Source organism: Pseudomonas arabinosi (assembly GCF_047758675.1).
Taxonomy (GTDB): domain Bacteria; phylum Pseudomonadota; class Gammaproteobacteria; order Pseudomonadales; family Pseudomonadaceae; genus Aquipseudomonas; species Aquipseudomonas arabinosi.
Genome location: NZ_CP180480.1, coordinates 6,795,964 through 6,817,245 on the forward strand (window position 1 = coordinate 6,795,964; position 21,282 = coordinate 6,817,245).

Annotated in this window: 18 protein-coding genes; 11 read left to right on the top strand and 7 right to left on the bottom strand. The window is 60.1% G+C overall.

What is annotated here, in order from left to right:
* Positions 1–8 precede the first annotated feature (8 nt).
* The 4 genes from ACMXYJ_RS31445 to ACMXYJ_RS31460 are packed head-to-tail and all read right to left on the bottom strand — an operon-like array spanning position 9 to position 2,783.
* Positions 9–536: a pilus assembly protein PilP gene (locus tag ACMXYJ_RS31445; RefSeq protein ID WP_415758253.1), complete on the bottom strand. Its 528-nt coding sequence runs from the start codon at positions 534–536 to the stop codon at positions 9–11.
* Positions 533–1,156 (bottom strand): type 4a pilus biogenesis protein PilO, encoded by a 624-nt coding sequence (gene pilO, locus ACMXYJ_RS31450; RefSeq protein ID WP_415758254.1) that lies wholly within the window; start codon positions 1,154–1,156, stop codon positions 533–535. Before pilO ends, ACMXYJ_RS31445 begins: the two co-directional genes overlap by 4 nt.
* Positions 1,153–1,719 (bottom strand): PilN domain-containing protein, encoded by a 567-nt coding sequence (locus ACMXYJ_RS31455; RefSeq protein WP_415758255.1) that lies wholly within the window; start codon positions 1,717–1,719, stop codon positions 1,153–1,155. Before ACMXYJ_RS31455 ends, pilO begins: the two co-directional genes overlap by 4 nt.
* A complete protein-coding gene (locus ACMXYJ_RS31460; RefSeq protein ID WP_415758256.1) occupies positions 1,719–2,783 on the bottom strand; it encodes a pilus assembly protein PilM in 1,065 nt (354 codons plus the stop codon). Before ACMXYJ_RS31460 ends, ACMXYJ_RS31455 begins: the two co-directional genes overlap by 1 nt.
* A 218-nt stretch (positions 2,784–3,001) precedes the next feature.
* Between ACMXYJ_RS31460 and ACMXYJ_RS31465 the strand changes: the two genes are divergently transcribed.
* A complete protein-coding gene (locus ACMXYJ_RS31465; RefSeq protein WP_415760833.1) occupies positions 3,002–5,449 on the top strand; it encodes a penicillin-binding protein 1A in 2,448 nt (815 codons plus the stop codon).
* 241 nt (positions 5,450–5,690) lie between these two features.
* Here the strand turns inward: ACMXYJ_RS31465 and ACMXYJ_RS31470 are convergent, their stop codons facing one another.
* The 3 genes from ACMXYJ_RS31470 to rpmE form a co-directional block, all read right to left on the bottom strand.
* A complete protein-coding gene (locus ACMXYJ_RS31470; RefSeq protein ID WP_008149557.1) occupies positions 5,691–6,959 on the bottom strand; it encodes a malic enzyme-like NAD(P)-binding protein in 1,269 nt (422 codons plus the stop codon).
* A 183-nt stretch (positions 6,960–7,142) separates the two neighbouring features.
* A complete protein-coding gene (locus ACMXYJ_RS31475) occupies positions 7,143–7,943 on the bottom strand; it encodes a thermonuclease family protein (RefSeq protein WP_415758257.1) in 801 nt (266 codons plus the stop codon).
* A 14-nt stretch (positions 7,944–7,957) separates the two neighbouring features.
* Positions 7,958–8,188, bottom strand: a complete 231-nt coding sequence (rpmE, locus tag ACMXYJ_RS31480; RefSeq protein WP_008080648.1) for a 50S ribosomal protein L31 — start codon at positions 8,186–8,188, stop codon at positions 7,958–7,960.
* Positions 8,189–8,358: 170 nt separating this feature from the next.
* Here rpmE and ACMXYJ_RS31485 point away from each other — a divergent pair, with 170 nt between their 5' ends.
* The 10 genes from ACMXYJ_RS31485 (at position 8,359) to ACMXYJ_RS31530 (ending at position 21,275) form a co-directional block, all read left to right on the top strand.
* Positions 8,359–10,578, top strand: a complete 2,220-nt coding sequence (locus tag ACMXYJ_RS31485; protein WP_415758258.1) for a primosomal protein N' — start codon at positions 8,359–8,361, stop codon at positions 10,576–10,578.
* 183 nt (positions 10,579–10,761) lie between these two features.
* Positions 10,762–12,498, top strand: a complete 1,737-nt coding sequence (gene argS / locus ACMXYJ_RS31490) for an arginine--tRNA ligase (protein ID WP_415758259.1) — start codon at positions 10,762–10,764, stop codon at positions 12,496–12,498.
* 1 nt (position 12,499) lies between these two features.
* Positions 12,500–13,204, top strand: coding sequence for an SPOR domain-containing protein (locus ACMXYJ_RS31495; protein ID WP_109627561.1), 705 nt, complete (start codon positions 12,500–12,502; stop codon positions 13,202–13,204).
* A gap of 231 nt (positions 13,205–13,435) precedes the next feature.
* A complete protein-coding gene (hslV, locus tag ACMXYJ_RS31500; RefSeq protein ID WP_007899242.1) occupies positions 13,436–13,966 on the top strand; it encodes an ATP-dependent protease subunit HslV in 531 nt (176 codons plus the stop codon).
* Positions 13,967–14,021: 55 nt separating this feature from the next.
* The gene (gene hslU, locus ACMXYJ_RS31505; protein WP_415758260.1) at positions 14,022–15,362 is read left to right on the top strand and encodes an ATP-dependent protease ATPase subunit HslU; all 1,341 of its coding nucleotides are present in this window, start codon (positions 14,022–14,024) and stop codon (positions 15,360–15,362) included.
* Positions 15,363–15,490: 128 nt separating this feature from the next.
* Positions 15,491–15,868, top strand: coding sequence for a gamma-butyrobetaine hydroxylase-like domain-containing protein (locus ACMXYJ_RS31510; protein ID WP_008149540.1), 378 nt, complete (start codon positions 15,491–15,493; stop codon positions 15,866–15,868).
* Positions 15,869–16,125: 257 nt separating this feature from the next.
* A complete protein-coding gene (gene phaC, locus ACMXYJ_RS31515) occupies positions 16,126–17,805 on the top strand; it encodes a class II poly(R)-hydroxyalkanoic acid synthase (protein ID WP_415758261.1) in 1,680 nt (559 codons plus the stop codon).
* Between the two features lie 138 nt (positions 17,806–17,943).
* Positions 17,944–18,798 carry a poly(3-hydroxyalkanoate) depolymerase gene (gene phaZ / locus ACMXYJ_RS31520; RefSeq protein WP_415758262.1) on the top strand — a complete coding sequence of 285 codons (855 nt, stop codon included), beginning with the start codon at positions 17,944–17,946 and terminating at the stop codon, positions 18,796–18,798.
* A gap of 114 nt (positions 18,799–18,912) precedes the next feature.
* On the top strand, positions 18,913–20,595 hold the full coding sequence (phaC, locus tag ACMXYJ_RS31525; RefSeq protein WP_415758263.1) for a class II poly(R)-hydroxyalkanoic acid synthase: 1,683 nt from the start codon (positions 18,913–18,915) through the stop codon (positions 20,593–20,595).
* Positions 20,596–20,654: 59 nt separating this feature from the next.
* Entirely contained in the window at positions 20,655–21,275 is a 621-nt protein-coding gene (locus ACMXYJ_RS31530; RefSeq protein ID WP_415758264.1) for a TetR/AcrR family transcriptional regulator, read from the top strand.
* The last annotated feature ends 7 nt before the right edge of the window (positions 21,276–21,282 follow it).

Consider the following 21,282-nt stretch of genomic DNA (forward strand, 5'->3'; position numbering starts at 1 on the left):
GAGTTCCACTATGAGTGCTCTTTCAAAGGGATGGTCCGCGGCCGCTCCAGCCAGGCGCCTTCGCCGTCGGGAACGATTTCGACCACATCGACCTGCGAGCCGCTGATGGCGACGATCCGCCCATCGTTACGCCCCAGGTAATCGCCGACTTTCAACCGATGCACGCCGCCCGCCCCGCGCAGCAGCGCAAAGGAGCCGGTCGCATTGGCGATCGTTCCGACCATTTCAAACTGCTCGATGTTGAAACCTTCGAGGTACTGCTTGACCCGATTCAGGTCAGGTTTGACGTTGCGCGAGCCGTGTTTCTGGCCGGCCAGATCGACCCTGATCTGTCGGGAAAACGGGCTTCGCAGGTTGGCGGCGCTGTAGGTGAATGTTGGGTAAGACCGAAATGTCGGCGTTGGTTCAATCTTGCCGGGCGCACGCAAACGCATTTCGTTCATGTACGCGTCCAGGTCGCTGAAGTCATTGTCGCTGCCGCAACCGGCCAGGCCGGCGACCAACACCACCATCGAAAAGCAACGAATCGGGCTCATTTTTGCAGCCCCTTGTCGTTGTAGCGGTAGGTCTTGGCAAGGATGCTCATGCGCAACTTCGGGCCACCTTCCGGGTTGGCCGGCGCAAGGTCGAAGTCATGCAGGGTAACAATCCGTGGCAGCCCGGCAACGCCGCTGACGAAGGTGGCCAGGTCGTGATAGGCACCGGTAACGGTGATCTGGATCGGCAGCTCGATGTAGAACTGCTGCGTGTTCTCCGGCAGCAGTTTGATCTCTTCGAACTCCAGGCCACTGCCCAGGCCGGTGCGAGTGATGTCCTCCAGCAGGCCAGGCACTTCGGTGTCGCTGGGCAATTGCCGCAGCAGCACACCAAAGGAGTTCTCCATTTCCTTCATCTGCTGCGTATACAGCTCCAGATTCGCCGCCATATGGGCCTTGTTGGCGAATTGCTCCTTGAGGGTCGACTCTTCCTCGCGCTTGAGTTCGAGATGGCTCCGAAGGTCGCTGATGGAAAAACTGTAGCCCAGCGAAAGTACCAGGATCATGAGCAGGGTACCCGCCAGTGCCTTGATGGCTGGCGGCCAGGAACCCATGTTATTGGTGTCCAGGTCATTGATGTCGATCTTGCGCAGGCCTTCGAACCAGTCAGACAGACTCATTTGCCGCCCTCCGCAGCGGCGGGCTGAGTCTGACGAACGGTCAGCTGAAAGACGTTGGCCTGATCCAGCTGACCGGCGGTCGTCGCTTTGACCTCCGTCAGGGTCGGCGCATTGAACCAGTCTGACGCATCAAGATTGCGCATCAGGTCCGAAACACGATTGTTGGATTCTGCCGCGCCCGTAATGGACAGGGTTTTACCGGCCATTTTCACCTCGGTGAAGTACACCCCGTCCGGCAAGGTACGCGCTAACTGATCGAAGATCCGCCCGCTGATCGGACGGTTGCCTTGCAGGTCCTGGATGATGCGCATGCGCTCGACCAGTTGCTGGCGACGGGCCTTCAAATCGCTGATCTGTTTGATCCGCTCGTCGACCACGGCAATCTGTTTGCCGATGTAATCGTTACGAGCTACTTGCCGATCAATAGCGCCACTGATGGCCTGGTTCGCGATCAGCACCGCGCCCACGGCCCCCACCATCACACCGACCAGTGCCAGCAAAAAGCGTTTGCGGCGCGCTTCACGCTGCTCTTCGCGCCAAGGTAAAAGGTTGATCCGCGCCATCAGTCGAAACTCCTGAGGGCCAGCCCGCAGGCGATCATCAGTGCCGGCGCATCGCTGGCCAGGGCACCGGCGTTGACCTTGCTGCTCAGGGCCATGTCGGAGAAGGGGTTGGCCACTTGCGTCGGCGTACCCAATCGTTGCTCGATCAACCGGTCCAGCCCCGGGACCGAGGCGGTACCGCCGGCCAGCAGGATGTGATCAACCGAGTCGTACTGACCGGAGGCGAAGAAAAACTGCAACGAACGCGACACCTGCTGCACCAGCGCATCGCGAAACGGCTGCAACACCTCACTGACGTAATCGTCCGGCAAACCACCCTGCTTCTTCGCCAGCCCCGCCTGCTCAAGGGTCAGGCCATAACGTCGCTGGATTTCTTCCGTCAGTTGACGACCGCCGAACAATTGCTCGCGGGTGTAGATGATCCGCCCCTGATGCAGCACGCTCAGGGTGGTCATGGTAGCGCCGATATCGACCACCGCCACCGTCAGACGATCCTGAGAAGCCGCCAGCTGACTCGCCAGCAATCCGAAGGAACGCTCCAGCGCATAAGCCTCGACGTCGACCACGCGAGCTGTCAGGCCGGCCAGGGCCAGGGCCGCTTCCCGGACCTCGACGTTTTCCTTGCGACAGGCCGCCAGCAGCACATTGACTCGCTCGGGGTTGCGCGCAGAAACGCCCTGGACCTCAAAGTCGATGGCCACTTCATCCAATGGATAAGGGATGTATTGATCAGCCTCGATCTTCAGCTGGTTTTCCATTTCGTCGTCGGAAAGACCGGCGTCCATCTCGATGGTCTTGGTGATCACCGCCGAACCGGCCACCGCCACGGCGACGTTCTTGAGGTTGGTTCTGGCCTTGAGCAGCACGCGCGCGAGTGCCTGCCCTACGCCTTCGAGCTCGGCGATATTTTTCTCGACCACCGCATTGGTGGGCAAAGGTTCCACCGCATAGGCCTCGACCCGATAACGGTCGCCTTGGCGGCTTAGCTCCAGAAGCTTGACCGACGTGGAGCTGATGTCGATCCCCAGAAGCGTATTGGCTTTTTTATTGAAGAGTCCTAGCACTACCAATTCCCTATGACTATCCGTGTCTTACGGACTCTGTAATATCCGTTGCGTTCAAACCACCCGTCTTGACAGCAGCGCAAATGACGCCCTCGACGGAAAAATGCTTATAATGCCCAGCGTTTTTTTCCGGTTTTTACTTCAAGCGCGGGTCGTTCCCTGTTTATCTGAACCCTGATGCCTAATTCATTCTTTGCCCTGGATGTCCAAAAGCCTTGATTCGTCTGCTGAAATTTTTCGGTTGGTCCATCGTCGCCGTTTTCTGCGGACTGCTCCTCGGTCTTAGCGGCGCCTTTCTCTACCTTAGTCCGGGTTTGCCATCCGTGGAGGCGCTGAGAAGCATCCAGTTGCAGATTCCTTTGCGGGTCTACAGCAGCGACAACAAGCTGATCGCAGAATTTGGCGAAATGCGCCGCACACCGATCCGGTTCGCCGACATTCCCCCCAATTTCATTAATGCGTTACTAAGTGCTGAAGACGACAACTTCGCCAACCACTACGGTGTCGACCCCAGCAGCCTGATGCGTGCGGCCACCCAGTTGGTAAAAAGCGGACACATTCAGTCCGGCGGCAGCACCATCACCATGCAGGTGGCGAAGAACTTCTTCCTGACCAGCGAACGCAGCTTCTCGCGCAAAACCACCGAAATCCTCCTGGCCCTGCAGATTGAACGGCAGCTGACCAAGGACGAGATCCTCGAGCTGTACGTCAACAAGATCTATCTGGGCAACCGCGCCTACGGCATCGAAGCCGCCGCGCAGGTTTACTACGGCAAGTCGATTCGTGATGTCAGCCTGGCGCAGATGGCGATGATCGCCGGCCTGCCGAAAGCCCCCTCGCGCTTCAACCCGCTGGCCAACCCGGCCCGCAGCAAGGAACGTCGCGACTGGATCCTTGGGCGCATGTACAAGCTCGGCAAAATCACCGAAGCCGACTACACCACCGCGATCAACGAGCCGCTGAACGCCAGTTATCACGTGCCGACCCCGGAAGTGAATGCGCCGTACATCGCTGAAATGGCCCGCGCCGAAATGGTCGGCCGTTATGGCAGCGACGCTTATACCGAGGGTTTCCGCGTCACCACCACGGTGCCGAGCAACCTTCAGGAAATGGCCAACACCGCGGTCCACGAAGGTTTGATGACCTACGACCAGCGTCATGGTTATCGTGGACCGGAGTCGCGCCTGCCGGGCAAGACTCGCGAGGCCTGGACAACCGAGCTGACCAAACAGCGCACCATCAGCAGCCTTGAACCTGCCATCGTCACCCAGGTCGACAAGAACGGCGTGCAGGTGCTGACCCGCACTGGTACCGGCGAAGAGCACGTCGCCTGGGACACCATGAAGTGGGCTCGTCCGTTCCTGAACACCAACAGCATGGGCCCCAATCCGAAACAGCCTTCGGACGTCGCCCAGGTCGGCGACCTGATTCGTGTGCAGCGCCAGCCGGACAACTCGCTGAAATTCAGCCAGATCCCCCAGGCTCAGGGCGCGCTGGTTTCCCTCGATCCGCAGAACGGTGCCATTCGCTCCCTGGTCGGCGGCTTCGCCTTCGAACAGAGCAACTACAACCGCGCCATGCAGGCCAAGCGTCAGCCGGGTTCGAGCTTCAAGCCGTTCGTCTACAGTGCGGCACTGGATAACGGCTACACCGCCTCCAGCCTGGTGAACGACGCACCGATCGTGTTTGTCGACGAATATCTGGACAAGGTCTGGCGTCCGAAGAACGACACCAACACCTTCCTCGGCCCGATCCGCTTGCGTGAAGGCCTGTACAAGTCGCGTAACCTGGTTTCGATCCGGTTGGTGCAAGCCATGGGCGTTGGCAGGACCATCGATTACATCACGCGCTTTGGCTTCAACAAGCAGGACCTGCCGCCCAACCTGTCGCTGGCGCTGGGCACCGCGACACTGACGCCAATGGAAATCGCCACCGGCTGGAGCACTTTCGCCAACGGCGGCTACAAGATCAGCCCTTACATCATCGACAAGATCGAAAGCCGCAATGGCGACACGCTGTTCGTCGCCAACCCGCCGAGCGTCCCGAAAGGCAACGTCGCCACCGACGGTATAGCCGCCCCTGCCGCAGCCAACGCCTTCACCGTCAACGCAACCCCGGGTGAAGCGCTGACTGCCCAGCCAGCGCCACAAACGCCGGCCGTGGCCGAGCGCATCGTCGATGGTCGCACCACTTTCATCCTCAACAGCATGCTTGAGGACGTCATCAAACTCGGCACCGGCCGCCGCGCCCTGGCCTTGGGCCGCAGCGACATTGCGGGCAAGACCGGTACCACCAACGAGTCCAAGGACGCCTGGTTCTCTGGGTACAACGCCGATTATGTGACCACGGTCTGGACCGGTTTCGACCAGCCTGAAAGCCTGGGTCGCAAGGAGTTCGGCGGCACCATCGCCCTGCCGATCTGGATGAACTACATGGGCGCCGCACTCAAAGGCCTGCCGCCCCATACGCAGCCAGAGCCGGAAGGCATCCTCAGTCTGCGAGTCGACCCGGTCAGCGGCCGTGCAGCCACCCCAGGCACGCCAGGCGCCTACTTCGAGTTGTTCAAGGCCGAAGACACGCCACCGTCGGGGAACGAGCTGGGCAACGGCACTGCGCCGGGCAGCCCACTGCCTGCGGATGAAGCGGCGCCGATCGATTTGTTCTGATCGCACAGCAGCACCTGAAAGCCCCGCCCTTCTCTAGAAGGCGGGGCTTTTTAGCATCCGGGTTTCCTGTCAGGGCCTCATCGCGAGCAAGCTCGCTCCCACATTGGGTTTGCGAACGACGCAGAACCCTGTGGGAGTGAGCCTGCTCGCGATGAGGCCATTACTACCGCTGCAAAACCCCCAGACATAAAAAGCCCCGACTCGTTAGAGCCGGGGCCTTTGGTTGAAGCGCTACAACGACTTAGCCGTTGAACACGTCATCCACGCTTTTCAGCGGGTAGTTCTTCGGATACGGCAGGGTCGCTACGCCGGTCTCGATCGCAGCCTTGGCCACGGCATCGGAGATCACGGTGATCAGACGCGCATCCATTGGTTTCGGAATGATGTACTCACGACCGAATTCCAGTTTGATGCCGCCGTAGGCGTCGCACACTTCCTGAGGAACCGGCAGCTTGGCCAGTTCACGCAGGGCGTTGGCCGCAGCCACTTTCATTTCTTCGTTGATGCGCTTGGCGCGAACGTCCAGAGCACCACGGAAGATGAACGGGAAGCCCAGCACGTTGTTGACCTGGTTCGGGTAGTCCGAACGGCCGGTCGCCATGATCACGTCGTCACGGGTGGCGTGAGCCAGTTCCGGGGCGATCTCTGGATCCGGGTTGGAGCACGCGAACACGATCGGGTTGGCCGCCATGGATTTCAGGCCTTCAGCGCTCAGCAGGTTCGGGCCGGACAGGCCAACGAACACATCCGCGCCTTTCAGGGCGTCGGCCAGCGTGCGCTTTTCAGTCGAGTGAGCGAAAACAGCCTTGTACTGGTTCAGGTCGTCACGGCCGGAGTGGATCACTCCGGTACGGTCAACCATGAAGATGTTTTCGATGTTGGCACCCATGCTCACCAGCAATTTCATGCAGGAGATGGCGGCAGCACCGGCACCCAGGCAGACGATCTTGGCGTCAGCGAGGGTTTTGCCAGCGATTTCCAGGGCGTTGATCATGCCGGCCGCAGTAACGATCGCGGTGCCGTGCTGGTCATCGTGGAATACCGGAATGTCGCACTGCTCGATCAGAGCGCGTTCGATCTCAAAGCACTCAGGTGCCTTGATGTCTTCCAGGTTGATGCCACCGAAGGTGATGGAGATGCGCTTGACGGTGTCGATGAAGGCTTGCGGGCTTTCGGAGTCGACTTCGATGTCGAAAACGTCGATGCCGGCGAAGCGCTTGAACAGCACGCCTTTACCTTCCATTACTGGCTTGGAAGCCAATGGGCCGAGGTTACCCAGGCCGAGAATTGCGGTGCCATCGGAAATGACTGCAACCAGATTGCCCTTGCCGGTGTACTTGTAGGCGAGTTCAGGGTCGCGGGCGATTTCGCGGACTGGTTCGGCTACACCGGGGCTGTAAGCCAGCGACAGGTCGCGGGCGGTAGCCGTGGCTTTGGTGAGCTCGACGCTCAGCTTCCCTGGACGAGGATGGGCATGATATTCGAGAGCGGCAGTTTTCAAATCAGACATATGGGCATTCCGCTTTTTACTGTGGGACAGACGGACCGCCGAGGATACTCGTGTCGCAAAGTCCCTACAAGACTGACCGGTCACCCCTGTCAAGCGCCCAGCCCTACGACTTTGGACCAAGAGCCGCGGAACACAAGGGATTGACTGTTCACAATCCACATTAAAAATGTCTACAATTTTTTATCACTGCGCCATCTGAAGCATCGCCGGGTCAGTCAATGGCAGAAGCCAGCGCGCCTGCCCTTCTTTCAGTCCGCCGCGCCGCGAACGATCCAGCACCCAGCCACGGGCCTCGATCTGCCTGCCCTTCAGCCGCTCGAGATTGGCCACATCGAACTGCCCCAGCAAATTGGGTGCAACGCGCAATACAACCGAATCCTGCAACTCGATCCAAACCCCGCCGCGATTGCGCTGAACCTTGCTCACACGACCGCTGAGCACAGCGAAACCGGACGTGTTGATCTGCTCCGCTTTCAGTACAGGGGATTGGCGCCACAACCCGAGCCCAGCCTGACGGGCGCTGTGTTCCGCCGCTTGCTGGCAGTCGACCAGATCGACATTCGGCGCGACCGCTACCTGGAAACCGAGTCCTTCAGCGAGCATCTGCGCTTCAAGGTTGGAGCCATCGGCGCTGTAGACATGGGCCAAAGTGCGACCGTAACGATCTTTGCTTTCTTTACCGGGCAACAAACCGACCTGTCCGTCGCTGGCGGCCACCAGAGCCTCCAGACGTTGGCGCGCCGCCACCGCGAACGGCTCGTCGGAGCGGCCTTTCTTGCCCAGCTCCGGCGTATTCAACCCGATCATGCGCACGCTGCGGCCATCGCTCAGGCGCAGCGTGTCACCATCCACCACCCGTTGCACCGCAACGGATGTCAGCCCGCTCGGCACCGGGCAGAAGGCCTGGGCACCGGAAAGCCAAATCGCAGATACAAAAAAGGCGCCCGCGAGGGACGCCTTTTTCATCAGCAAGGTAAAGCCCATGGGGCTTTGCAACCTTACTCTGCAGCAGCAGGAGCTTTCTTGCCGAAAGCACCGAAGCGGTCTGCGAAGCGCTGTACACGGCCGCCAGTATCCAGAGTCTTCTGCTTACCGGTGTAGAACGGGTGGCACTCGTTGCATACGTCAGTACCCAGTGGCTTGCACAGGTTCGAACGAGTTTCGAACTTGTTGCCGCAGCTGCAAGTTACTTCGATGGTTTCGTACGCTGGATGGATATCGGCTTTCATGGTGTATTCCTCAGGCTAGTGTGCCGCCACTCAACACTATTGTTGAATACCGCACATAATTAGGCCGCGGATTCTACCAGACCTTTGCGATCACGCAAGCTGTCCCTTACACCGACCGTCTGCTAGGCTCCCGGCCTTCTTCACCGCCCCATCATCGAGAAAACCATCGCGTGCCCGACGCCATTTTGCGCCTCGCCCTGCCTTCGCCCCTGCGCCGCCTGTTCGATTACCGTGCCCCGGCCGGGGTCCTGCGTGCCCAGTTGCAGCCGGGCATGCGCCTGCGGGTGCCGTTCGGCCGACGGGAGATGATCGGGATTCTGGTGGAAGTGACCGATCACAGCGAAGTGCCGGTAGAAAAGCTCAAGCCGGCCCTGGCCCTGCTCGATGCCACGCCGCCGCTGCCACCCGCGCTGTTCAAACTGTGCCTGTGGACTTCCCAGTATTACCAGCACAGCCTCGGCGACACGTTGAGCTGGGCGCTGCCGGTACTGTTGCGACAAGGCGAACTGGCCGAAGCACGGCAGGAACGCTTCTGGTCCGCCGCGCCCGGCGCCAGCCTTGATGACCCGCGCATCGCTCGTGCCCCGCGTCAACGGGAGGCCCTGGCGACCCTGGCCCAGCATCCCCACGGCGTCGCCCATCAGTTGTTGAGCAAACTGATGCTGAGCAAGGACAGCCTGGATTTGCTGCTGGCCAAGGATCTGGTGCAAGTCGAAATCCGCAAGCATGCCCCCGACGCCCGCCACGAACACTGGCTGGCGCAGCCGGAACTGCCGCTCAACCCTGAGCAGCGTGCAGCCTATGAGGCGATTCGCGCCGGATTCGACAGTTATCACGCGTTCTTGCTGGCCGGCGTCACCGGCAGCGGCAAGACCGAAGTCTATTTGCAGCTGATCCGCGAAACCCTTCAGGCCGGCAAGCAGGCACTGGTGTTGATCCCGGAGATCAACCTCGGCCCGCAGACCCTGGCGCGCTTCGAGCAGCGCTTCAATGCACGCATCGCGCTGATCCACTCGGCGGTCAACGATCGCGAGCGCCTCGAAGCCTGGCTCGCCGCCCGCGACGGTGACGCCGACATTATTATCGGCACCCGCTCGGCGCTGTTCACGCCGATGAAGAACCCCGGCCTGATCATCATCGATGAAGAGCACGACGGTTCCTATAAACAGCAGGAAGGCCTGCGTTATCACGCCCGCGATCTGGCGCTGGTGCGCGCACGCCAGGAAAACATCCCGATTGTCCTCGGCTCCGCCACGCCTTCGCTGGAAAGTCTGCACAACGCCTACACCGGTCGATACGGGCTCTTACGCCTGAATGAGCGCGCCGGTGGCGCCAAGCAACCGCGCTTCCTGCGCCTGGACGTAAAAAGTCGCCCACTGGACAGCGGCATATCCGGGCCGATGCAGCAGGCCATCGGCCAGACGCTGGCCGCTGGCCAACAAGTTCTGGTGTTCCTCAACCGTCGCGGTTTTGCGCCGACCTTGCTGTGCCACGACTGCGGCTGGATGTCCGAATGCCAGCGCTGCGATGCGCGCATGACCGTACACCAGCGCTCCGGCGAACTGCGTTGCCACCATTGCGGCTACGTCGAACGCGTCCCTCGGCATTGCCCGAAGTGCGGAAAAGTCGATTTAAGGCCAGTCGGCGCTGGCACCGAGCGCGCCGAGGAACGGCTGGGGATTCTATTCCCGGACGTCCCGGTGCTGCGGGTCGACCGCGATAGCACTTCGCGCAAAGATGCCATGAATCAGCTGTTCGCGACCATCCAGAAGGGCCAACCGTGCATTCTGGTGGGCACGCAAATGCTTGCCAAAGGGCATCACTTTCCACGGGTGACCCTGGTGTCGATTCTCGATGCCGATGGCGGGCTGTTCTCCGGCGACTTCCGCGCCAGCGAGCGCATGGCGCAGTTGATCGTCCAGGTTGCCGGGCGCGCGGGCCGGGCTGAAGAGCCGGGCAAAGTGATCATCCAGACGCACCTGGCCGACCATCCGCTGCTGGTGCAATTGACTGAGCAGGGCTATTTCGCCTTTGCCGAACAGGCGTTGAGCGAACGTCGCTCGGCGGGGTTACCGCCGTTTGCACACTTGGCGCTGCTGCGGGCCGAAGCGCACAAACCGGGACAAGCTGAAGGTTTTCTTGATGAGGCGTGCAGCGAGGCCGAGCGTTTGCTGACCGAACAGAACCTGACCGGGATTGAGCTGCTAGGGCCAGTGCCTGCGCCGATGGAACGCCGGGCCGGACGTTATCGTGCGCAGTTGTTGCTACAAGCGACGGCTCGCGCGCCGCTGCATCGACTATTAAGCAGCTGGCTGCTGGTTTTGGAGCAGATGCCGAGTGGGCGGGCGGTACGCTGGTCGCTGGATGTCGATCCGGTCGATTTGTATTGAAAGATCAAGATCAAAAGATCGGAGCCTTCGGCAGCTCCTACCCTGCGATCTTTGCCGCTTTTGTCACCACATATCCATAACCTGCCCGCTATAGTTGGCAAGCCCGTCTTCGCAACGGATAATGCCCAGTTTTTCCACTAGCGCATCCAGGCGCCGCCGCGCTTGCGGTCGAAAGAGAACACCATGAAAGACACCATTCGCCAGCTGATCCAACAAGCCATCACCCAACTCGTCAACGAAGGTGTGTTGCCTGAAGGCCTGTCGCCGGCGATCCAGGTGGAAAACTCCCGTGACAAGACTCACGGCGATTTCGCCAGCAACATCGCGATGATGCTGGCCAAACCGGCCGGCATGAAGCCGCGCGACCTGGCAGAGAAAATCATCGCCGCGCTGCCGGCTGACGAAAACGTCACCAAGACCGAAATCGCCGGCCCCGGCTTCCTGAACTTCTTCCAGAACACCCAGGCCCTGGCCACTCGACTGGACGCCGCACTGGCCGATGCCCACATCGGCGTGCGCAAGGCCGGCCCGGTGCAGCGCACCGTCGTCGACTTGTCGGCACCGAACCTGGCCAAAGAGATGCACGTCGGCCACTTGCGCTCGACCATCATCGGCGACGGCGTGGCGCGCGTACTGGAATTCCTTGGCGACGAAGTGATCCGTCAGAACCACGTCGGCGACTGGGGCACCCAGTTCGGCATGCTGATGGCGTATCTGCAGGAAAACCCGATCACCAGCGACGAGCTGTCGGACCTGGAAAACTTCTACCGCGCAGCCAAACAACGCTTCGACGAATCCGCAGAGTTCGCTGACCGCGCCCGCGGCCTGGTGGTCAAGCTGCAAGCCGGCGACCCGGACTGCCTGGCGCTGTGGACCAAGTTCAAAGACATCTCGCTGTCGCACTGCCAGAAAATCTACGAACTGCTGAACGTCAAACTGACCATGGCCGACGTGATGGGCGAAAGCGCCTACAACGACGACCTGATCAACGTCGTCAACGACCTCAAGGCCGCTGGCCTGCTGGTCGAGAGCAACGGCGCCCAGTGCGTGTTCCTCGACGAATTCAAAAACGCCGACGGCGACCCGCTGCCGGTGATCATCGTCAAGGCTGACGGCGGTTACCTCTACGCCACCACCGACCTGGCGGCAGTGCGTTACCGCAGCGGCAAATTGAAGGCTGATCGCGCGCTGTACTTCGTCGACCAGCGTCAGGCCCTGCACTTCCAGCAAGTATTCCAGGTCGCGCGCCTGGCCGGTTTTGTGACCCATCCGATGGAAATGGAACACATGGGCTTCGGCACCATGAACGGCGCCGATGGCCGTCCGTTCAAGACCCGTGACGGCGGCACCGTGAAGCTGATCGACCTGCTGACCGAAGCTCAGGAACGCGCCTACAACCTGGTGAAAGAAAAGAACCCAACACTTGCCGAAGACGAACTGCGCAACATCGCCAAGGTCGTGGGCATTGGCGCGGTGAAATACGCCGACCTGTCCAAGCACCGCACCAGCGACTACAGCTTCAACTTCGACCTGATGCTGAACTTCGAAGGCAACACCGCGCCGTACCTGCTGTACGCCTACACCCGCGTGGCCGGCGTGTTCCGCAAACTCGGCAAGGACTTCAGCGAAGTCGAAGGCCAGATCGCCCTCGAAGCGCCACAAGAACACGAATTGGCGGCGAAGCTCGCACAGTTCGGCGAAGTGTTGAACAACGTTTCCGACAAAGGCACGCCGCACATCCTGTGCACCTACCTGTACGATGTCGCCGGCCTGTTCTCCAGCTTCTACGAGAACTGCCCGATCCTCAGCGCCGACACCCCGGCGCAAATGCAGAGCCGTCTGCGCCTCGCTGCGCTGACCGGCCGCACTCTCAAGCAAGGCCTGGAACTCTTGGGTCTGGAAACTCTGGAGCGTATGTAAGTTGGCTGCCAAGAAAAAACCTGCACCCAAGCGTGGCGCCAGCCGTTACCAAGCTCCTGCAAAGCAACCGATCCCGGGTTGGCTGTGGATGGCCATCGGCCTGACGGTCGGCGCGTTTATTGTGTTCCTGATGAAACTGGAACCGGGCAAGGGCAGCGAGAGCGTCAAGCGCGAGAAGATCGAGCAGCAGAAAGCCAAGATCGCCGAGGCCAACAAGACCCCGCCGAGCCCGACGCAACCGGTGAAGCCGAAGTACGACTTCTACACGTTGCTGCCGGAATCGGAAGTCATCGTGCCACCGGATGCCGTGCCGGAGAAAACCCTGCCGACGCCACAAGTGCCGGCCATTCCGACGACGCCAGTCACGCCAGAGCAAGCGGCGAAGATCGATACCGCGCGGGCTCAGGCCGCACTGGCCGGGATTACCCCACCGCCAGCGCCACCGGTGTCCAAAGCGGCGCCAGTGACCAAGTTCTTCCTGCAGGCCGGTTCGTTCCGCAAGGAGGCTGATGCGGACAAGGTTCGGGCGCAGATCATTTTGCTCGGTCAGGCTGTGGCGGTTGAATCCGGCACCGTGAAGGATGAAACCTGGTATCGAGTATTGGTCGGACCGTTCAGCAACCGCGAACAGCTGACTACCGCGCAGAAACAACTGTCCGGTGCAGGGTTCAGCAACCTGTTGTTACAACAACGCCAAAACCGCTGACCCTCCACTGATCGTTCCCATGCTCCGCGTGGGAATGCCTCAAGGGACGCTCCGCGTTCCAGCTCTAGAAAGGGACGCAGAGCGTCCAGGGCTGCATTCCCACGCAGAGCGTGGGAACGATCAATACGCGCACCGCTCGTCCCCTCTCCCTCTCCGCAGTTGAAATACGCTCCACCACCCCCATATGAGTTGGCATAAGGCATTTTCGCCCCGCTGCGTGGAGACTCTCCCTTGACCACCATCGTTTCAGTTCGCCGCCACGGCAAAGTCGTCATGGGCGGCGACGGCCAGGTTTCTCTCGGCAATACCGTGATGAAAGGCAATGCGAAGAAAGTTCGCCGCCTGTACCACGGCCAGGTGATCGCCGGTTTTGCCGGGGCCACCGCTGACGCCTTCACCCTCTTCGAGCGTTTCGAAGGCCAGCTTGAGAAACATCAGGGCCACCTGGTTCGCGCCGCTGTCGAACTCGCCAAAGAATGGCGCACTGACCGCTCCCTCAGCCGCCTCGAAGCCATGCTCGCGGTCGCCAACAAAGACGCTTCCCTGATCATCACCGGCAACGGCGATGTGGTTGAGCCCGAAGAAGGTCTGATCGCCATGGGCTCCGGTGGCGGTTACGCCCAGGCCGCCGCCAGCGCGCTGCTGAAGAAAACCGATCTGTCGGCCCGGGAAATCGTCGAAACCGCCCTCGGCATCGCCGGCGACATCTGTGTATTCACCAACCACACCTTCACCATTGAGGAGCAGGACCTCGCTGAGTAAGCCTGTTTTGGCCACCATGCCACGGCTTACTTTTACCTGAGGACCGCCAATTACTATGTCCATGACTCCCCGTGAAATCGTCCACGAACTCAATCGCCATATCATCGGCCAGGACGATGCCAAGCGCGCCGTCGCCATCGCGCTGCGTAACCGCTGGCGCCGGATGCAGCTGCCTGAAGAGCTGCGCGTTGAAGTCACGCCGAAAAACATCCTGATGATCGGCCCGACCGGTGTCGGTAAAACCGAGATTGCTCGTCGCCTGGCGAAACTGGCCAACGCGCCGTTCATCAAGGTCGAAGCGACCAAGTTCACCGAAGTCGGCTATGTCGGCCGCGACGTTGAATCGATCATTCGTGACCTGGCCGACGCGGCGATCAAGCTGCTGCGCGAACAGGAAATGACCAAGGTTCGCCACCGAGCTGAAGACGCCGCCGAAGAACGTATCCTCGACGCCCTGCTGCCGCCGGCACGCATGGGCTTCAGCAACGACGACACTGCACCGTCGGCCGACTCCAACACCCGCCAGCTGTTCCGCAAGCGCCTGCGCGAAGGTCAGCTGGATGACAAAGAGATCGAAATCGAAGTCGCCGAAATGGCCGGCGTCGATATCTCCGCGCCACCGGGCATGGAAGAAATGACCAACCAGTTGCAGAGCCTGTTCGCCAACATGGGCAAGGGCAAAAAGAAAAGCCGCAAGATCAAGGTCAAGGAAGCGCTGAAACTGGTGCGTGACGAAGAAGCCGGTCGCCTGGTCAACGAAGAAGAGTTGAAGGCCAAGGCGCTGGAAGCGGTCGAGCAGCACGGCATCGTGTTCATCGACGAAATCGACAAGGTCGCCAAGCGCGGCAACTCCGGTGGCATCGACGTGTCCCGTGAGGGCGTACAGCGCGACTTGCTGCCGCTGATCGAAGGCTGCACCGTCAACACCAAGCTGGGCATGGTCAAGACCGACCACATCCTGTTCATCGCGTCCGGTGCGTTCCACCTGAGCAAGCCGAGCGATCTGGTGCCTGAGCTGCAAGGTCGCCTGCCGATTCGTGTCGAACTGAAGGCCCTGACGCCTGAAGATTTCGAACGCATTCTCAGCGAGCCGCACGCGTCGCTCACCGAGCAGTATTGCGCCCTGCTGAAAACCGAAGGCCTGGTGATCGAGTTCCAGCCGGACGGCATCAAGCGTATTGCCGAGATCGCCTGGCAGGTCAACGAGAAGACCGAGAATATCGGTGCCCGTCGCCTGCACACGCTGCTTGAGCGTCTGCTTGAAGAGGTGTCGTTCAGCGCCGGTGATCTGGCCAGCGCCCACGACGAAAAGGCGATCCTGATTGACGCCGATTACGTCAACAGCCACTTGGGCGAATTGGCGCAGAACGAAGATCTGTCCCGTTATATCCTGTAGGTCACCCACTCTCCCGTAGGAGCTGCCGCAGGCTGCGATCTTTTGATTTTTGACACTTAAAATCAAGATCAAAAGATCGCAGCCTTCGGCAGCTCCTACAGGGCGCTTCACCAGACGGATGACCTGTCATGACCCAACTCCCCACCGACATCAAACTGCACAAAGCCTCGAAAACCCTGTCGCTGAAATACGCGTCCGGCGAGGAGCATCACCTGCCCGCCGAGTTCCTGCGCGTGCACTCTCCTTCCGCCGAGGTCCAGGGCCACGGCAAACCTATCCTGCAATTTGGCAAGATCGGCGTAGGCCTGACCAAGGTAGAACCGGCCGGTCAGTACGCACTGAAATTGACCTTCGACGACGGCCACGACAGCGGCCTGTTCACTTGGGAATATCTGTACCAGCTGGGCGTGCGCCAAGAGGATCTCTGGAACGATTATCTTGCCGAACTCAAAGCCGCCGGAAAGACCCGCGATCCGAACGAATCCATCGTCAAGCTGATGCTCTAAATCAGGCCTTTCGCTCATTAGAAGGCATTTTCTAATTCCATCTGTTTGAATGCTCCGCTTCCGGGTCGACGATTGGCCTGCTTGCGAAAAAAATTAAACTCGGGTAACCAATGGAGCTGGCAAGGTCCCTGCAGTGCTCTCTGAACTAAAAAGCAGCGATGCAGAATTAACGGTCACCCGAGTAGTAGTACCTGGCATTGGCTGTGGACTGCACAGCTGGACCCAGGTACTCGTCTCAGGACAATGGAGCGTCGTAGATGAGTAACAAGAATAACGATGACTTGAAGTATCAAGCCTCGGAAAATACCTTGGGGCTGAATCCTGTCGTTGGGCTGCGTGGAAAGGATCTACTGGCTTCTGCTCGAATGGTGCTCAGGCAGGCCATCAAACAACCGATTCACAGTGCCAAGCATGTCGCCCATTTCGGCCTTGAATTGAAGAATGTGCTGTTCGGCAAATCCGGGCTCCAACCGACAAGCGATGACCGTCGCTTCCACGACCCGGCCTGGAGTCAGAACCCGCTCTACAAACGTTATTTGCAAACTTACCTGGCGTGGCGCAAGGAGCTCCACGACTGGATCGGCGAAAGCAACCTCTCGCCCAAGGATGTCGCACGCGGGCATTTCGTGATCAACCTCATGACCGAAGCCATGGCCCCGACCAACAGTGCGGCCAACCCGGCGGCGGTCAAACGTTTCTTCGAAACCGGCGGCAAAAGCCTGCTCGACGGCCTCTCCCACCTGGCCAAGGATCTGGTGCACAACGGCGGCATGCCGAGCCAGGTCAACATGGGCGCGTTCGAGGTCGGCAAGAGCCTGGGCGTTACCGAAGGCGCGGTGGTGTTTCGCAATGATGTGCTGGAGCTGATCCAGTACCGGCCGACCACCGAACAGGTGCACGAGCGCCCACTGCTGGTGGTGCCACCGCAGATCAACAAGTTCTATGTTTTCGACCTGAGCCCCGACAAGAGCCTGGCGCGCTTCTGCCTGCGCAACAACATGCAGACGTTCATCGTCAGCTGGCGCAACCCGACCAAGGAGCAGCGCGAGTGGGGTCTGTCGACCTACATCGAAGCGCTCAAGGAAGCGGTCGACGTGGTCACCGCGATCACCGGCAGCAAAGACATCAACATGCTCGGCGCCTGCTCCGGCGGCATCACCTGCACCGCCCTGCTGGGCCACTACGCCGCGATCGGCGAGAACAAGGTCAACGCCCTGACGCTGCTGGTCAGCGTGCTGGACACCACCCTGGACAGCGACGTGGCACTGTTCGTCGACGAGCAAACCCTCGAATCCGCCAAGCGCCACTCCTATCAGGCCGGCGTACTGGAAGGCCGCGACATGGCGAAAGTTTTCGCCTGGATGCGCCCCAACGACCTGATCTGGAACTACTGGGTCAACAACTACCTGCTGGGCAACGAGCCGCCGGTGTTCGACATCCTGTTCTGGAACAACGACACCACACGGTTGCCCGCAGCGTTCCACGGCGACCTGATCGAGATGTTCAAGACCAACCCACTGATCCGTCCTGACGCACTGGAAGTGTGCGGCACACCGATCAATCTGAAGCAGGTCACTGCCGACATCTTCTCCCTGGCCGGTACCAACGACCACATCACTCCGTGGAAGTCCTGCTACAAGTCGGCGCAACTGTTCGGTGGCAAGGTTGAATTCGTGCTGTCCAGCAGCGGGCATATCCAGAGCATTCTGAACCCGCCGGGCAATCCGAAATCGCGCTACATGACCAGCAGCGAGATGCCGGTCAAGGCCGAGGAGTGGCAAGAGAACTCCACCAAGCACACCGATTCCTGGTGGCTGCACTGGCAGGCATGGCAAGCCGAGCGTTCCGGCAAGCTGAAGAAGTCTCCGGGCAGTTTGGGCAACAAGGCTTACCCAGCAGGTGAAGCTGCACCGGGCACTTATGTGCATGAGCGGTAATTGACCCTGTGGGAGCGAGCTTGCTCGCGATAGCGGTCTAACAATCAACATCAATGTTGAATGTGATGGCCTCATCGCGAGCAAGCTCGCTCCCACAGTAAAGATGAGATACCGACCCAACCCCACAGGGCCTGAAGCATGCCGCAACAATTCATATTTCGTACCGTCGACCTGGATGGCCAGACCCTCCGCACGGCAGTACGCCCCGGCAAGCCTCACTTGACGCCCTTGCTGATTTTCAACGGCATCGGCGCCAACCTGGAGCTGGTGTTTCCGTTTGTCGCGGCGCTGGACCCGGACCTGGAAGTCATCGCTTTCGACGTCCCCGGTGTCGGCGGTTCGTCGACGCCAAGGCGACCGTATCGCTTTCCGGGCCTGGCCAAACTCACGGCGCGGATGCTCGACTATCTCGACTACGGGCAAGTCAACGTAATCGGCGTTTCCTGGGGTGGTGCCCTCGCCCAGCAGTTCGCTTACGACTATCCCGAGCGCTGCAAGAAACTCGTTCTGGCGGCCACGGCGGCTGGCACGGTGATGGTGCCAGGCAAGCCGAAAGTCCTGTGGATGATGGCCAGCCCACGACGCTACATCCAGCCGTCTCACGTGATTCGCATTGCGCCGATGATCTATGGCGGTGCGTTCCGTCGCGATCCGACCCTCGCCGCCAGCCATGCCGCCAAGGTCCGCTCGGCAGGCAAACTCGGTTACTACTGGCAGCTGTTCGCCGGCCTCGGCTGGACCAGCATTCACTGGTTGCACAAGATCCACCAGCCAACCCTGGTGCTGGCCGGTGACGACGACCCACTGATCCCGCTAGTCAACATGCGGTTACTGGCCTGGCGGATTCCCAACGCCCAGCTGCACATCATCGATGACGGGCATCTGTTTCTGATCACCCGGGCCGAAGCAGTGGCACCGATCATCATGAAGTTTCTCGAGGAAGAACGTCAGCGTGCCGTGATGCATCCGCATCCGGCGCCATTTGGCGGCTAATCGGCCCATTGTCGGCCGGGAAGACGCAGCGCCGCGCAACAATCCGCAACAGCGTCTATGGTGTTCTGGTTCGGTGTATCTGTATTTGGCCTGAAGACGAAGGAGTGTTCATTCATGCGCGAAAAACCAGCGAGGGAATTTTTGCCCACTCCCGCCGCGTTCATCAACGCACAGAGTGCGATTACCGGCCTGCGTGGCCGGGATCTGTTTTCCACCCTGCGCAGCGTTGCCGCCCATGGTTTGCGCAACCCGGTGCACACCGCCCGACACGCCTTGAAGCTGGGCGGTCAACTGGGCCGCGTATTGCTGGGTGAAACCCTGCACCCGACCAATCCGCAGGACAATCGCTTTGCCGACCCGGCGTGGAGCCTCAACCCTTTTTATCGCCGCAGTTTGCAGGCCTACCTGAGCTGGCAGAAAGAGGTCAAACACTGGATCGACGACAGCAACATGACCCCGGACGATCGCGCCCGCGCGCACTTCGCGTTCGCCTTGCTCAACGACGCCGTGGCACCGTCCAACAGCCTGCTTAATCCGCTGGCGATCAAGGAAATTTTCAACTCCGGCGGTAACAGCCTGGTGCGAGGCATCAGCCACCTGGTCGACGACCTCCTGCACAACGACGGTCTGCCCAGACAAGTCACCAAGCAAGCTTTCGAGGTCGGCAAAACGGTCGCCACCACGACGGGCTCCGTGGTGTTTCGCAATGAGCTGCTGGAGTTGATCCAGTACAAGTCCATGAGCGAAAAGCAATATTCCAAACCGCTGCTGGTGGTGCCGCCACAGATCAACAAGTACTACATTTTCGACCTGAGTCCACACAACAGCTTCGTCCAGTTCGCCCTGAAGAACGGTTTGCAAACCTTCATGATCAGTTGGCGCAATCCGGATGTGCGTCATCGCGAATGGGGGCTGTCGACGTACGTCGAAGCCGTGGAAGAAGCGATGAATGTGTGCCGGACAATCACCGGTGCCCGAGAGGTCAATCTGATGGGCGCCTGCGCGGGCGGGCTGACCATTGCCGCCCTGCAAGGCCATTTGCAGGCCAAGCGACAACTTCGGCGGGTGTCCAGCGCGACCTATCTCGTGAGCCTGCTCGACAGTCAGATGGACTCGCCTGCGACCCTCTTCACCGACGAACAGACGCTTGAAGCGGCCAAGCGTCGCTCCTATCAGAAAGGCGTGCTGGACGGCCGCGACATGGCCAAGGTCTTCGCCTGGATGCGCCCCAACGATTTGATCTGGAGCTATTTCGTTAACAACTACCTGCTGGGCAAGGAGCCGCCGGCGTTCGACATCCTCTACTGGAACAACGACAACACACGTTTGCCGGCAGCGTTGCATGGCGACTTGCTGGACTTCTTCAAACACAACCCGCTGAGCCATCCGGGTGGCCTGGAAGTGTGCGGCACGCCGATCGACTTGCAGAAAGTCAACGTCGACAGCTTCAGCGTCGCGGGCATCAACGACCACATCACCCCGTGGGATGCGGTGTACCGCTCGACCCTGCTGCTGGGTGGCGAGCGACGCTTCGTGTTGTCCAACAGCGGTCATGTACAGAGCATTCTCAACCCACCATCAAACCCGAAAGCCAACTTCGTCGAGAGCACGAAACTGAGTAGCGACCCACGGGCCTGGTATTACGACGCCAAGCAAGTCAACGGCAGTTGGTGGACACAATGGTTGAGCTGGATTCAAGAACGTTCAGGCGCGCTAAAAGAAACCCACATGGCGCTCGGCAACCAGAACTATCCACCGATGGAAGCGGCACCCGGCACTTATGTGCGCGTGCGCTGACTGACAACGAACCACGGCCGGCGCCGGCCGTGGCATGACTTGACCATTAAGAAGACTGGATGAAAACCCGCGACCGGATTCTCGAATGTGCTTTGCAGTTGTTCAATCAGAAGGGCGAGCCGAACGTCTCCACCATGGAAGTGGCCAACGAAATGGGCATCAGCCCGGGCAACCTCTACTACCACTTCCACGGCAAGGAACCGTTGATTCTCGGACTGTTCGAGCGTTTCCAGGCCGAACTGGCGCCCCTGCTCGATCCACCGGCCGATGTGGAACTTGCACCGGAAGATTACTGGCTGTTCCTGCACCTGATCATCGAACGCCTGGCCCATTACCGGTTTCTGTTCCAGGACCTGTCGAACCTCGCCGGGCGCTTGCCGAAACTGGCCAAGGGCATACGCAACCTGCTCAACGCGTTGAAGCGCACGCTGGCTTCATTGCTCGCACGATTAAAGGCTCAGGGGCAATTGGTCAGCGATACCCAGGCGTTGGGGCAACTGGTGGAACAGATCACCATGACGCTGCTGTTCTCACTGGACTATCAGCGGATTCTGGACCGCGAAGGTGAAGTGCGATTGGTGGTGTACCAAATCATGATGCTGGTGGCGCCGCATCTGCTGCCGCCGATCAAGGTCGCGACGGAGCAGCTGGCGCTCCAATACCTCGAAGAACACGACTAACCCTGAA